This is a genomic window from Candidatus Eisenbacteria bacterium (assembly GCA_018831195.1).
In the GTDB taxonomy this organism is placed as follows: Bacteria; Eisenbacteria; RBG-16-71-46; order CAIMUX01; family JAHJDP01; genus JAHJDP01.
Genome location: JAHJDP010000032.1, coordinates 81088 through 95618, shown reverse-complemented (window position 1 = coordinate 95618; position 14531 = coordinate 81088). Strand labels below are relative to the sequence as shown.

The window sequence follows — 14531 nt, the reverse complement described above, 5'->3', positions numbered from 1 at the left end:
TTAACGCTTGGAGTACTGGAATCGTTTCCTTGCACCGGGTTGCCCATACTTCTTACGTTCCTTCGCCCGGGGGTCGCGCGTTAAAAGGCCTTCTTTGCGAAGGGCCAATCTTAGTTCAGGTTCGATCTGCAACAGGGCGCGGGCGATCCCATGACTGATGGCACCCGCCTGTCCCCGCAAACCGCCACCGGAAACCAAGGCCTGAATGTCAAATTTTTCTTCGTTTTCGGTCACCGTCAGGGGGCGTCTTGCTTGAAGAACCAGGTTTCCTCTCTGGAGATACTCCGCCAGCGGTCGCCCATTAACCTCAATTTTTCCGGATCCGGGTATAACCCGTACCCGGGCAACAGCCTCTTTCCTGCGTCCCGTTGTGGCAACCACCGCCGTCTTTGTAACCATCTTCTTTACTCCTCACCCATGGGGATTTACGACTCTTCGGTCGTTTCACCGACCGCCTCCAGGAAGTGCCCGTGAGCACCCGGTTTCAACGGGATCGGGTTTTGAGCCTGATGGGGATGTTCGGCCCCGGGATAAACTTTGAGCTTCCGGACCATGGCCCGCCCCAACGCGTTGTGAGAAAGCATTCCCCACACCGTTCGGCGAACCAGCTCCTCCGGCCGATTTTCCATATCTTTGGACCAAGGCGTAAATTTTTCACCGCCAGGGTAGCCACTATGCCGGAAATGAGATTCTTGCTCCAATTTATTACCGGTAATTTTGACCTTGGCCGCATTAATAATGATGACGTGGTCGCCTACATCGAGATAGGGGACATAGTTACGCTTCCACTTCCCTCTGAGAATGCCGGCCACTTCACTGGCCATCCGTCCCAGAACCTCTCCTTCAGCATCGACGAGATACCATTTGCGCTGAATCTCGCCCGCTTTTGTCGCGTGTGTTTTCATCGCTTACAGCGATCCTCCTTCATGAAAATTTATAGGGCATACAAACTATGCATTGTGCCGGGTGATGGAGCGGATGTCAACCCCTTAGCGCGTTCCCCCTCTCATCATGGAGGATCGGGCCGCAGCCAATCGCTTCTCGGTAAAGGGTGGCTGGAGAATGCCTCCCTCCGTGATCCATCCCGTGATATGAGTGGCGGGCGTGATATCAAAGGCCGGATTAAAAACATCGATCCCCTCGGGCGCCGTTCGGCGTCCTCCCCAGAGGGTCACTTCCTCTTCGCCGCGGTCCTCGATCGGGATGGCCTCTCCATCCGGAATCTTGGAGTCAAACGAGCTGGTTGGGGCCACAACATAGAGGGGGACTTTGTGGGCTTGGGCGGCCAGGGAAAGCATATAAGATCCGATTTTATTGGCGGTATCGCCGTTCCGGGCGATCCGATCGGCGCCATAGAGAATAATATCGATCCCCCGGCTCTTGATCAGCCAGGGGGCCGCCCCATCGACCTGCACCGTCACAGGAATCCCGTTCCGCTTGAGTTCCCAGGCATTGAGACGGGCGCCCTGCAACAGCGGACGTGTCTCATCGGCAAAAACGTGCGGGTTTTTTCCTTGAAGATGAGCCTCGAAAGCGACGTCCAAGGCGGTCCCCAGCCCACCCGTCGCCAATCCGCCTGTATTGCAATGGGTGAGAATGCGAGCTCCCGAGGGCAAAATGGCGGCACCGGCTCGTCCCATGGCCCTGGACATCTCCAAATCTTCTGCATGGATCCGGAGGGATTCCTTTTCGAGACAGGCAAAGATCTCCCCGGGTGACTCCGGACCCTCGCTCTTCAGCCGATCCAGAACCCGATCCAGGGCCCATCCCAGATTGACCGCCGTAGGGCGCGTGGCTCGAAGGCGCTCCGCCGCCGCGGCGACCGCCGGCATCACATCCGCCCCTTCATTCAGAGCGATCCGAGCGGCGAGAGCCAGACCCATCGCGCCAATAATCCCCAGGGCCGGGGCCCCGCGAACTCTTAGCGTACCGATCGCCTCGCAGACTTCTTCCAGGGTTACGAGATCGAGATAGATTTCGTCTGAGGGGAGGCGCGTTTGATCAATGATCCGGATCCCATTCCCGGTCCACTTCATTGTTGGGATCATCGGGTTCATCATTTCTTTCTATATCTCCTTCAATGGCCGGCGGAAGATCAGGTTTCCAATTCCTCAAAGAGCCGGCGCAATCTGGCGAGCGGCAGTCCGACGACATTGAAATAGCAGCCGGAGACGGCCTCAATGATAAGGGCGCCGATGCCCTGAATCCCATAGGCTCCGGCCTTATCCATCGGCTCACCGGTTCTGATATAACGACGGATGGTTCCATCATCCAACGCGGCCATACGAACCCGGCTCGCTTCATATCCGGTGACTTCCCGGCCGTCCCCCCTTCGATGCAGGGCGAGACCGGTGATCACCGTGTGTTCCCGGCCGGCCAGCTGTTTGAGGTACCGGAAAGCTTCATCCTCGTCCTTCGGTTTTTCCAAAACATCCTCACCGAGGATAACAATTGTATCAGCGCCTAGGATAACGACCGGAGAATCTTCCGGCTGGTTCAGCGCCACCGCCCGGCACTTCTGCAAGGCCTGGGTCACGGCATAGCGTTCAGGATCCGAGACCCTTTCCGCCGCCGGGGGATCTTCAGGCGGAGGGACAATTCGGAAGGAAACGCCCAACATCTCAAGCAGCATTTTCCGCCGGGCGGATCGCGAGGCAAGAATGAGATCCTCGCTTCCCCGCCGCAAAATCTCTTCGGCCGGTGGGCTTTTCCCGATCATGACCCGGCCTCTCCGACGGTCCGGGAGTCCGAGGCGCTGGAAGCGGCGGCCTGACTATCGATAATGAGGGTCACCGGTCCGTCATTGACCAGCTCGACATCCATCATCGCCTGAAAAACCCCCGTTTCCACTCTGAAACCCATTCCGAGCAAATGGGAGACAAAATCTTCGTAAAGAACCTTGGCTTTATCAGGAGGCGCCGCTTGTACAAAACTGGGTCGCCTTCCCTTGCGGCAATCTCCCAGCAGCGTGAATTGTGAAATAACGAGAATTCCGCCGCCGGTTTCGGCTAAACCGAGATTCATCTTGCCGTCGGAATCGTTGAAAATTCGAAGCGAGGCGCATTTTTCGGCGGTCCACCGGACATCCTCCGGGCCGTCGTCGCGGCGGACGCCCAGCAAGATGAGGAGCCCGGGTCCAATGGAACCGGTGATCAGACCGTCAACACGGACTTCGGCCCGGCTGACCCTTTGAACAACGGCGTTCAATTGAATTTCAAATTGAGGCCGAGATAGGCCGAGTTCATATCCGGCATATTTTTGTCGAGCACATCCTGATACCGGACCTCCGCGAAGGCGGATAGGGGAAAGGTCGGCAGCGACACCTTGAGACCCAAAACACCATGCCACTCGACCTCGGTGCTCTCGCCCGCCACTTTTTTTATCGCCTCTTCAACAGCATCTTTATCAACGAAGCTCTTGTTGATGGGATTGATATCCACATTAAGGAAATGGGCGCTGAGACCCAGACCGACATAGAAGTGGCTCAGGAAGGGAATGACTCCTGGGACACCGACCTTCGCCGTGCCGAGGATGATGAGATCACTGATCTTTCCATCACCGTCGGTAATGACATCATCGAATTCCCCATCACTAAATGAGAAATCCTTTTCATAGGTCTCTCCCGCCAGCTCGACATCGAGGATGGGAAGGAAATCGAAGATGACTTGCAAACCCATAAGATGGGTATTGCCGAGATCATTCATCCCCTTGAAGAGGTCCTTCCCCTGAATATTGGTTCGGCCGTATCGAATACCGATCTCCGTCGCCTGCGCGGTACTGCCACAAAGGACCATCACAAACAAGGCGCTCAGCATAAAGATTCCTATCCGGCTTCCCTTGTTTTTCATCATCTTTCCTCCCCGGTTCATTCTTCCTCTTTCGGAGACCAGGCAAACCGCTCGGCCCGGCTGACGCCTTTCACTCTCCGGATGGCGCTCATCACGCGTTCCAGTTGAAGGGTGTTTGCGATTTCGACAACAAACTCGCCCCGGGCATCTTTATCTCTATGGCCCATCCGGGCCTCGTAAATACTGACACCCTCCTTGGCGACCGCCGCGGCGACATCAGCCAAGAGGCCGGGGCGTTCCGAGCCATGAACAACAAGGCCGACCTGGAAGATCTGACCCGGCTCAACGCCCCAGGATAACTCCACTTTGCGTTCGGGCTCCACCCGGTCATCAAAGGTGTTGGGGCAATCGACACGATGCACCGAGACACCCCTGCCGCGGGTCACGATCCCGACAACATGATCCCCCGCGATCGGACGGCAGCATTTCGCAAGCCGCATGAGAAGGGAATCAACATTCTGAATGCGGACACCTTTGACGGATTGGCGATCCGGCTTCAGGACGGGAGGAGCTTCCAATCCTTCGGACCCGGTTTTCACTTCCTCTTTCGGCTCAAACCGGGTGATCACCTTTTCGACCGACACATCCCCCTCGCCGATTCGCGCAAAAAGAAGATGCCGGTCATGGATACCCAATTCGACGGCGATGTTGTCCAGGCTCTTGTCGCGTGGCTTGCGGATCTTCCGCCGTTTGAATTCGCGCAGGAGCATATCCCGCCCGAGGTTGATGGCGTCTACCCGGTACTGCTGTTTGAGCCAGCGTCTGATCTTCGCCTTCGTCCTGGGAGAAGCGACAAAGGTCGTCCATTCTTCACGCGGATGAGCATGGGGCGAGGTGATAATCTCGACGACCTGCCCGCTTTTCAATTTGTGGCGCAGGGAAACCTGCCTTGAATTGACCTTGGTTGCGGCGCAATGGTTCCCCACTTCGGTGTGAATGGCGTAGGCAAAATCAACAGGCGTGGAGCCGTCTTGGAGGCGGATGAGCGATCCTTGAGGCGTAAAGACAAAAATTTCATCGGGATAGAGCGAAGCCCTCAGAAAATCCATGAAGAGTTGGGGATCATCGGAGTCGACCTCCCAATCGGTCGTTCGTTCGACAATCGCCTCTCCAAGGGCCTTGGCCAGTTTCGTGTCCCGCTTCCCCCCTTCCTTATAGTGATAGTGGGCCGCGATGCCGAATTCGGACGTGTGATGCATCTTTCGCGTCCGGATCTGTATCTCGACCATCCTTCCATGAGGGCCGATCACGGTGGTGTGAAGCGAGCGGTACATATTCGATTTCGGCATCGCAATATAATCTTTGAATCGCCCGGCCACCGGCGTATACGAATCATGCAGCAATCCCAGCACACGATAACATTCATCACGAGTATTCACGACGATCCGCAGGCCCAATAAATCATAGATCTCTTCAAATCGCGCATCGTCGCGTTTCATCTTCTGATAGATCGAATGGAAAGATTTCGGACGCCCCTGCACCTGGGCTTTAATATCCCAATCATCAAGTTTTTTCTGAATCGGATTTTGTATATTCCTTATCAGTTCCTCGCGTTCTTCCCGCTTCAACCGAACTTTATGGGCAATCTCTTTATAGGCCTCCGGTTCAAGGTATTTAAAAGAGAGGTCCTCCAATTCCCACTTCACGCGAGCGATCCCGAGCCGATGAGCCAGAGGCGCGAAGATATCCATTGTTTCCCGGGCGATACGCCGCCGCTTTTCATCTTCGAGATGTTCCAGGGTCCGCATATTGTGCAAGCGATCAGCCAATTTGATCAGAATGACGCGGATATCCCGGACCATCGTGAGAAGCATCTTCCGGAAATATTCGGTATTCTGGTGCAGGCGGTCCTTGAAGGGGAGACCGCTGATCTTTGTCACGCCATCGACAAGGAGCGCCACATCCTCACCAAAACGGTCTTGGACCATCGCCCTGGTGATTTTTTTGTTGTCTTCCAGAACATCATGAAGCAGGGCCGCGGCCAAAATCGTCAGATCGACCCTTCGCCCAAGGAGATCCATGAGGATGAGCGCGACATTGAGACAGTGTGTGTAATAGTGGGCGCCCGATTTTCTAGGCTGGCCTTCGTGGGCCGCTTCGGCAAATTGATCCGCCTCGCGCACGAGCGTAAGATCGGCGCCGCGGCGCACCTTGCGGAGATTGCCGTAAAGCTCTCTTCGCAGTTCGGGTATCTTTGCCTCTTCTTCTTTTGGCAAATCTATGTCACCCCGCCACGCCACTCGGCTCTGAAGAACCCGGCTCGGTTCTGAGGGAAACCGAACCGGGATGGGACGATCAATTAAGCTGGCTCTTGATATCAGCATCCTTGCGGAGTGTCTCTACCAAACTGGAGAGCTTCTCGCCAAGAGCCTCCTGCCGGAGTTGGTTTTCGATTTGGGGCCGGGCTTGGCTGAACGCCATCCGTCCCCCCTCTTTCCGACTCTCCAATTTAATGATGTGAAATCCAAAACGGGTCCGCACGAGCTCACTGACCTTTCCAACCTTTAAGGCAAAGACCGCCTCATCAAAGGGTGCGACCATTCGGTTTCTTCCGAAAGAGCCGAGATGTCCACCATTGGGACCCGTGGGGCCTTCCGAAAATTCCTTCGCCAGCGCATCAAAATCCTCTCCGCTCTTAGCCCGGGCCAGAACGGGATTCGCCCGCTCCAGAACCGCGTTCACCTCTTCGGCCGGAGCTTCTTGATCAAGTTTGAAAAGGATATGCTGGGCTTCCACTTCTTCACCCGTCACAAATTGATCCATATTCTCATCGTAATACCGCCGGATGGCGGTGGAATCGATTGAGATGGAAGAGCTCACATCCGCCTGTATAAATTCCTGTATCGACAGATCCTGCTTGAAAGCCTCGCGCAGCTCTTCAAGTTCAAAGTTCATTCCGGTCAAAGCTTCCGTCAACTCCTCTGGAGATCGAAAGCGGCTCATGAAAGCCTGCATCTGTCTATCAACCACAAGAGAATCGGCCCTGAATCCCTTGCGCTCGGCCTCCTGAAAGAGCAGTATCCGCTCCGTCAATTGCTTCAGGGCTTCCTTCCTTAACTCTGTTACCGGAAGACCGAGATCGACCGGCGCCTTCTCGGATTGCCGCCAATGAGAAACGACCCGGTCGACCTGGGGCATCGTGATCGCCTCTCCATTAACGAGAGCCGCCACATCTCCGATAGCCTCTTTCCCCTCCCCGCTGGTGGAATCCTTTTTCCCGGAACAGGAAAACAACAACGATCCGACAGTGAGCATAAGTATAAAAACGCCGAGATATTTGCGCATCGAGTACCCCTTTCGCCTCTCATGGCTTCCGTGAACGATTTTCAGAGTTTAGTGTTGGGGAAGCGTAATAGAAAGGACCGGAGATGACTTCTATGGAAAAAAACGAACGGCGCTCCCTTCCCGGGCGGGGTGGTGAGGTCGATCTGGATATTCGGGATCTCGCCTTCGGCGGTGCGGGAGTAGGAGATATCGATGGCCTGATCGTCCTGGTCCGCGGCGGATTCCCCGGGGACCGCGTGCGGGCCCGGATTCGCCGTAAACGGTCCGGATACCTCGAAGCCGATGTTGTCGAGCTCCTGAAAGCCTCCCCGCGACGGCGGAATCCACCTTGCCGGCATACCGCCGTCTGCGGAGGATGCGCCCTGATGCCCCTCGATGAGCATGAGCAGACAGAGATTAAGCAGCGGCAGGCGGTGGACCTCCTGCAGCGGATCGGCGGATTCAAACCCGCCGAACTCCTCCCGCCGCTTATGCTCCCCTCCCCACTTGAATACCGCAACAAGATGGAGTTCACCTTCTCCCGCAGACCCTGGACCGAGGTCCCGCCCGATCCGCTGGCCGCACCCTCCGATGAAGAGAGGCTGGCATTGGGCCTCCACCCCCGCGGCCGCTTTGACGCCGTTTTCGATGTGACCGATTGCCGTCTTCAGAGCCCCCTGACCAACCGGATCCTAACGTGCCTGCGCGAGGAATCGATCCGGTTGGGTTTGCCGGTCTACGACAGCCGCCGTGACAACGGTTTGCTCCGTCACGTCATCACGAGAATCTCCACGCACTGGCCCGATCTGCTGGTCGTCCTCGTGACCCGGGACTGGGATGACCGGATCCGCCTCCTCTCAGCGACCTTGCGCCGGCGGGTACCACAGGTCACCGGCGTCGTGCTGCTTATCAATCGGGAGAAAGCCACCGTGGCCCGGGGGGATGAAACCCATCATATCTGGGGACGGCCTTATATCCGGGAAACAATCGGCGGATGGACTTGGCGGATCGGCCCCTCCACATTCTTTCAAACCAGCGCCGCCGGGGCCGAAAAACTATTGTGCAAGGCTTTGGAATGGGCCGATCCAAAATCCGATGAGACGGCGATCGATCTTTACTGCGGCGCGGGAACATTCACCCTTCCGCTGGCCCGCCGGATGAAACAGGTGGTGGGTATTGAATCGGTCTCCGAAGCCGTATTTGAGGGACGGGCCAACGCGGATCGTTTGGGGATGAAGAATGTTATATTTCATGACGCGCTCGTCGAAAACATTCTCCGTCCCAAGCATGGAAATAACCGGGAAGCGGCGCAGGCCGAGATCTTGGAGCGGCTCAAACTTAAACAATCACCGGACCTGATACTCCTCGACCCTCCGAGGGCGGGACTGCATCCAAAAGCCCTCCCCAGTCTCGCCCTTCTCGCACCGAAACGGATCGTTTATATATCCTGCAATCCGTCCACACAGGCGCGGGACGCCAAGGCTCTCATCGAGGCGGGTTATACGGCGAACAGATTCCAAGTTTGTGACTTGTTCCCCCAGACACCCCATATGGAAACGATTCTTCTAATGGAGCGAGCGCGGGCAGGCGGAGGCCGTCTTAAAGATTGAGAATCGGCATCTTTTTATTCAGCCTGATGCTGATCCGGCCGGAGGGATGGCTTGATATCGTTGGGGAAGTGGCCCTCCGCCCCAACCGGAGGATCCCAGATCGACTCTATCTCCTCCATGAGATCCTTCTCTTCGGCGGTCGGTCTCAAGATGGAGGCCACGATATCATCCGCCTGAAGATACAACTCATCCGGGGTGCAGGCGGCGATTCCTTGCGGGGACAACCAGCCTTCCATCCCTTGTGAAATCCTCCGCCAGCCGGCGCTGTCCGGTACGGGTACGGGTACCAACCGCTGGGTTTGTGGATACAATTCAACCACCGATCCGAGTTTTTTACCGAGCAGGCGCGAGGCGATCCGGCCGGGCCGGCTTGATAAATAGAGCGCCAGCCAGAATACCGCCTGCCGGGCGGTGACCCCCTCAAAACGCCGCAGGACGCCCTCGCACAAACGCCAAGTATAGATATCGGCGCTGAACCGGATCCCTTCGGGAGCCGCGGCGGCACGAACGATGCGCGCCTTCGCCGGCGTCAGGATCCTCGCCCCTCGGAAAAGTTCCTCTTTCCGGCCCCATTGCAGCGACCACCAGGGGATGCGCCCTTTGGCCACCTCGCGGCGGCGTTCCAGATGACTCTTATACTTTAATAAATGACGACGAATGCCCGGAAGGAGCGCAAGATCGGTTTCAGGTGGTAAATGTAATAGTGATGCCGGCGTCTTGCCGACCCGTAGCGGCTCCAGTTGCCGGGATTTGATCCAGGGGAAAAGGAATCGCCTTTCCTCGCGCGTCCATTTGAGGTCATCCACTTCTTCGGGATCGAGAACAAATATGCCCCCGCCCCCGCGGGAGCGATCGGCGCCGGTAATGATACCCTGCGCCGGGGCGGCCCACGTCTCAAGGGCGCTTCCATGCGATCGAAGGATTTCAAGAAATCGTTCTTCCGACTTTAACAGCAGCGGCCAGGGTTCCCGGGTCTTGGAATATTCCATCGAGCGCCGGTCCAAAGGATCGCCGTCCATACTATTTTCAGGCATCAAATAATAATGCATTTTGCCGGTGGACCCCGGTCTGTGCCGCTTTCGAGCCCAAAGACCGAGGACCTGGACACCCGCCCCGGGAAAAAGGTGGCCGCCGGGCCATTGCCGGATCTCCACTATATCGCACTCACGGATAAGCTGATCCCTCAGCGCCTTTCCTGTTCCACCCTCCAGCCAATACCGCGGCAGAATCAATGCAATGAGACCCCCCGGTTCCACCAGTTGGATCGACCGCATCATTGAAAAGCCGGAAAGATCACATTTTCCAAAACCCGGGCCGTAGGTGAGGGATAACCGCCGGCGGAGCGCGGCCCCTTGTGATTTGAAACCCAGGTAGGGTGGATTACCGATGACCGCCCGGAAGGTTTGCGTTTCCGGATTCCAAACCGCGCCCCCGTTCCGGACCTCCCGCCATCCGTCAAAAAGAAAATCGCCGTGATAGATTTTTAAATTCTGATGGACCAGTCGCTGTGCGGCCAATCGGGCCAGCGCCTCATCCACCTCAATACCACAGAAAGAATACCCTTGATCATGGGGCAGCCGCTCCATCATCAGATTCAGAAAGAGACCCGATCCGCACCCGGGATCCAGGATGCCCCCCCCCCGCCCCGCCGCCGACCATTTTTCCAAGCGGCGGCAGGCCAGGTCGGCAAAGGGACCGGCCAGCGATTCCGGCGTGGTGATGCGGGTCCGCTGTGAGGGCATCTTTGGGCCTCTAGAACTCCCCGGCAAAGGGTTCAGGATCGAGTGCCGATCCGGTAAGGTGACGTAACAACACTTCGCCTGGAAGACTCGCCCCTTTGGCAAAAAACTCTTCAGCAAGGATTGTCCCGATCTCACTATGGTTCAACAATCGGCCGAATCGCTTCATAAAATAGAATCGTAATTGGGCCGCAAAGAGATCGGCGAGTATATAATTCTGCAGATAAACCGGATGGGTTACAAAATGTGGGATCTGCGCCCATACCTGAACCTCCGGATGTTCGGGTATCATAAGATATCGACCTAACATTTCCCAGTAGAGTTCAGAGAGATCCTGATCCGGATTCTGATAGGCCCTTTCCTCGAATTCCAGAGCGGCAAGATACCAACGGATATTGAATAGTCTTCGATCCCCACGCCACTTCAGATACGAAACAGCAAGGGATTCAGGAACACCCGCGACCGCAACCAGCCACTCTTTTGTATAAACGAGTTGGCCGAAGTATTCCCCAATCCCCTCGCCAAAGGAGCCGGAAGGCCAATCCTGGAGCAGATGCCCTGCCTGGCGGTATGATACGGCGTGGACAGCATGCCCCATCTCGTGGAGCATCAATTCCGATGACAGCAATCCCTCCCTGGCATTAGCGAGAACCCGGACATCCTCGGGGGGGCTTACCGCAACGCACATGGCGTGCTGGCTCTTCCCCTCCCGGGGCTCCAAATCCATGGTGATGGGTATGGTGTCGAGATCGATACCCAGCCCCCTGTAAGTCCGCCATGTCCGAACCACCATGGAATCGGGGGACAGATACGATTCAATCGCCGCCGTGATCCCGCTCGAATCATAAAGCAGATCCCAGGCCTCGATGGTTTCAACGCCAAGCGCCGCGCGTTGCTTCGCTAGAAACAAATCAAAAGCGGGGCGGGTCATTTCTGCGAGCATCATTAATATCTCGCGCAGCTTTTCCGGCTGGATCTCATCCAGGGCGAGACGCAGTGTATAATAGTCGCCGTATCCCAACTCCGCCGCCGCCTTGGCGCGTGACGCGAAGAGTTCGGCGAGATCACCGCCGATCTTGTCTCCTACCGTCGCCCGGGCGAGGAAAGCCCCTTTTCTCCGCTCCCGATCCTTTTCATGCCTGAGAATAAACCCCAATTCCCCGTCCTCGGTCTCCCGCCCCTCAAATACAGCCCGAAAATTGGTCTGAGCTTCCGAGAGCTCATCCATTAATTCGTAGAGCCGGCCGTAATTGTCGATTCGGGCTTCGAGCACGGCGCGGTGCAGCATTTCGATCTTGCGATTCAGAAGAGGATCCCGGATGAGACCGGCCCATTGTGAAAGCTGATCCGAGATCACGGGGTCATTGAGAAATTCCATGCGGGCGGCGTCGCGGGCGGGAAGTTCTCCCAGTTCGCCTGTCGTATAGAGGATCCAGAGCGCCGCTTTGAAATCGCGGTCCAGCCGGCCGAGCTCGATTTCCCACTTATCGAGGAGGGGGCGCACGCCGGTTGTATCGATCGGGGTTGCGCCGATCGGGGCGCCATCCGCCGGTGATACAGGCGCCGTCTCAAACACCAACGGGATCAGTAGGAAGCATAGAAACAAAATCCGGAATAACATGTACAGCCTCCCCGCCTCTCAAGCACAGAGTTTCACAATCCCAACTGGCTGCGCGCCATCTCCAGGTTCCGTTGGATACCGCTCCGCAAATCTTCATCGGGATCTAACAAAAGGGCCCTCTCCCAAGCCTCGATCGCTTCAGGCAGGCGGCCGCTCTGGGCGAGCGCAACGCCCTGATTGTTTCTCAGCAAGGCCGACTCATAGTCGAGCGCCAGCGCGGCGTCGTAGTGCCTCAGCGCCGGCAGCCAATCTTGAGATTCCAAATAGACATTCCCAAGGTTGACATGGGCGATGGCGTATTCAGGCTGGACCTTGATCGCCTTTTGATAAAACCGCCGCGCGGCCGCCAGGTCGCCCTCTTCTTTGGCGCGCCAGCCCTTCCGAAAATTGGCCAGGGGTTCATTAGGGTCGGCGCTGATAGCCGCCGCCGTCAATGAATCTCCCTCTTCCATCCGCCCCTTCGAATAGGCGATATCGGCCAACTGCGCCAGGCTCGGCGCGTGGTATGGAAAAATGGCGAGCGCCCGCCGCAGGGCGTCAACAGCCCGGGATTCCTCATGAGCTTTTCGATATAGAAGGGCAAGACGACAGTAAGCTTCATAGCTATCGGGATGGGATTCGATTTCCGCTTCATAGGCTTCCCGGGCGTCAGTGAGCCGGCCCGCGGATTCCTGCAGTTCACCCCGGAGAATCTCGACTCCCGGTTTCTTGGGAGCGATGTTTACGAGTCGATCGAATAATTCCATCGCCCGCGGTTCGTCATTCCTGATAATGGAAAGTCGGATCAATTTTGTCAGCAGAGAGGTATCGGCGGGCCTTTGCTCCAGGAGCCCATTATACAATTCCTCCGCCTTTTCCACATCGCCCGCCATGGCATGGGCCGAGGCGTAGGCGAGCATTAAATCCACATTCCGCCGCTCCTGGCGAACAACCGGTTCCAGTATCTTGATGGCGTCTCCCGGGCGGTACTCAGAGATCGCCGTCATGGCCGCCGAGATCGCGATATAGGTATCCACCCGATCTTTGGGATCGGCGCCCGAGTATTCGGCCCGGCCGCCGCCCCCCTGGAGATACCCGAGACTTCTAAGGCGCTCCAAGGTCTCCCGATCCATGGGTTCGACTTCCGGATCGCCGGGCCCTTCCCGCACGAGATACCAATCGAGCCAATCGCCGAGACGGGCCGCAATCTCCGGATACTCGTCAATCACATTGGTCGTTTCCGCAGGATCAGGACCCAATCTGTATAACTCGGGACGGGGCGCCCGGATATATTTCCAGTCGCGGGACCGAATACCCCGCAAATCGCTCCATCCATAATCGAGTGCGGGAACCAGGGTCTCAAGATAGCTCACCTCAACCGGCGCCGGCTCACCGTTGATAAGGCTGGGGAGAAGACTGAACGACCCCCGCCCTTCCCAAGGGGTGGATGCTCCTCCTGACAGATTGGCCAGGGTCGGAGCTAAATCCCGCAAACGGATCGGCGTTTTGTAAACCCGGTCCCGAAGCTCCCCGAACCGACCCGCCATCGACGGAATCAGAAGACAGGGCACCTTCATCGTCGCGTCATAAATGAAGAAAGAGTGGCTCTCCTCGCCATGCTCGCCCAAACTCTCGCCATGATCACCCACGATCAGGATTGTCGTCGCTTTCAAGAGATCCAGATCACGCAGCCCGTTCAATAAGCGGCCGAGTTCCTGATCCATAAAAGCCACCTCTCCCAGATAGGGCTCATCACTGAATCGCTCACTGAAAGGAGACGGCGGATCCCAGGGGACATGAGGGTCAAAATAATGGACCCATAGAAAGAAAGGTTTGGCTGAGCGGTGGCGAGCCCATTCCAAAGCCGTATCCGTCACCGTATCGGCCCGGCGCTGGGATGTTTCCTCATTTGTGGTCAAGATTCTTTCCTGAAAATGGTCGTCATAATGATCAAAACCTTGATTCAGTCCAAAACGGCGGTCCAATGGAAAGGCGGCAAGAATAGCGGCTGTCTCAAATCCGCGCTTCTGAAAAGTTGCGGCAAGGGTCTCGATTGTATCGGGCAGGGATGTGCGCCCATTATCGCGGACTCCGTGTTCGGGTGGATCCAGCGCCGTTAACATCGTGGTATGGGACGGAGCCGTGATCGGTGCCGGCGCCACCGCCATGTCAAAGCGGAGGCCGGATCGAGCCAGGGAATCGAGAACGGGGGTCGTATGGCGGGGGTTTCCATAACAGCCCAGGGCATCCCGGCGGGTCGTGTCAAGGGTGACAAGCAGTATATTTTGCGGATGCGGTTCCGGCTCAAAATCCAGCCAGGCCCAAGGGATACCGTCAGGCACCGGGGGCACCGATTCCACACGAGAGCCACAGCCGGTCCACCAACCGAACGCAAAGATGAGACTCAAGCTGACAGCGAAGGACAGAAATCCTAAATGACAGGGGATTGCAGGATGCCTCACACTCATTC

General features: G+C 56.9%; 12 protein-coding genes. 1 reads left to right on the top strand and 11 read right to left on the bottom strand.

The genetic code is table 11. The features are described 5' to 3' along the window. From rpsI to KJ970_06310, 8 genes are all read right to left on the bottom strand, one after another. Positions 1-399: a 30S ribosomal protein S9 gene (gene rpsI, locus KJ970_06345; protein MBU2690531.1), complete on the bottom strand. Its 399-nt coding sequence runs from the start codon at positions 397-399 to the stop codon at positions 1-3. A gap of 26 nt (positions 400-425) precedes the next feature. Continuing rightward, positions 426-905 carry a 50S ribosomal protein L13 gene (gene rplM, locus KJ970_06340; GenBank protein MBU2690530.1) on the bottom strand — a complete coding sequence of 160 codons (480 nt, stop codon included), beginning with the start codon at positions 903-905 and terminating at the stop codon, positions 426-428. Between the two features lie 84 nt (positions 906-989). Continuing rightward, positions 990-2045 (bottom strand): S-methyl-5-thioribose-1-phosphate isomerase, encoded by a 1056-nt coding sequence (mtnA, locus tag KJ970_06335; protein MBU2690529.1) that lies wholly within the window; start codon positions 2043-2045, stop codon positions 990-992. Between the two features lie 50 nt (positions 2046-2095). Beyond that, a complete protein-coding gene (maf, locus tag KJ970_06330) occupies positions 2096-2719 on the bottom strand; it encodes a septum formation protein Maf (GenBank protein MBU2690528.1) in 624 nt (207 codons plus the stop codon). Next, positions 2716-3207 carry a D-tyrosyl-tRNA(Tyr) deacylase gene (gene dtd, locus KJ970_06325; protein MBU2690527.1) on the bottom strand — a complete coding sequence of 164 codons (492 nt, stop codon included), beginning with the start codon at positions 3205-3207 and terminating at the stop codon, positions 2716-2718. Before dtd ends, maf begins: the two co-directional genes overlap by 4 nt. Continuing rightward, the gene (locus KJ970_06320; protein ID MBU2690526.1) at positions 3204-3851 is read right to left on the bottom strand and encodes a hypothetical protein; all 648 of its coding nucleotides are present in this window, start codon (positions 3849-3851) and stop codon (positions 3204-3206) included. The genes dtd and KJ970_06320 overlap by 4 nt, the downstream gene beginning before the upstream one ends. Before the next feature lie 14 nt (positions 3852-3865). Continuing rightward, on the bottom strand, positions 3866-6064 hold the full coding sequence (locus tag KJ970_06315) for a bifunctional (p)ppGpp synthetase/guanosine-3',5'-bis(diphosphate) 3'-pyrophosphohydrolase (GenBank protein MBU2690525.1): 2199 nt from the start codon (positions 6062-6064) through the stop codon (positions 3866-3868). A 79-nt stretch (positions 6065-6143) separates the two neighbouring features. Continuing rightward, positions 6144-7133 (bottom strand): peptidylprolyl isomerase, encoded by a 990-nt coding sequence (locus KJ970_06310; GenBank protein MBU2690524.1) that lies wholly within the window; start codon positions 7131-7133, stop codon positions 6144-6146. A 92-nt stretch (positions 7134-7225) separates the two neighbouring features. Here KJ970_06310 and rlmD point away from each other — a divergent pair, with 92 nt between their 5' ends. Beyond that, a complete protein-coding gene (rlmD, locus tag KJ970_06305; protein ID MBU2690523.1) occupies positions 7226-8722 on the top strand; it encodes a 23S rRNA (uracil(1939)-C(5))-methyltransferase RlmD in 1497 nt (498 codons plus the stop codon). Positions 8723-8736: 14 nt separating this feature from the next. On the opposite strand, the gene KJ970_06300 is transcribed toward rlmD, so the two are convergent. From KJ970_06300 to KJ970_06290, 3 genes are read right to left on the bottom strand one after another with little or no spacing between them, the layout of a single operon-like run. Then, on the bottom strand, positions 8737-10464 hold the full coding sequence (locus KJ970_06300) for an SAM-dependent methyltransferase (GenBank protein MBU2690522.1): 1728 nt from the start codon (positions 10462-10464) through the stop codon (positions 8737-8739). Between the two features lie 10 nt (positions 10465-10474). Further along, positions 10475-12082 carry a hypothetical protein gene (locus tag KJ970_06295; GenBank protein ID MBU2690521.1) on the bottom strand — a complete coding sequence of 536 codons (1608 nt, stop codon included), beginning with the start codon at positions 12080-12082 and terminating at the stop codon, positions 10475-10477. A gap of 32 nt (positions 12083-12114) precedes the next feature. Beyond that, complete coding sequence (locus tag KJ970_06290) at positions 12115-14529, bottom strand: sulfatase-like hydrolase/transferase (protein MBU2690520.1); 2415 nt, start codon at positions 14527-14529, stop codon at positions 12115-12117. Positions 14530-14531: the final 2 nt, after the last annotated feature.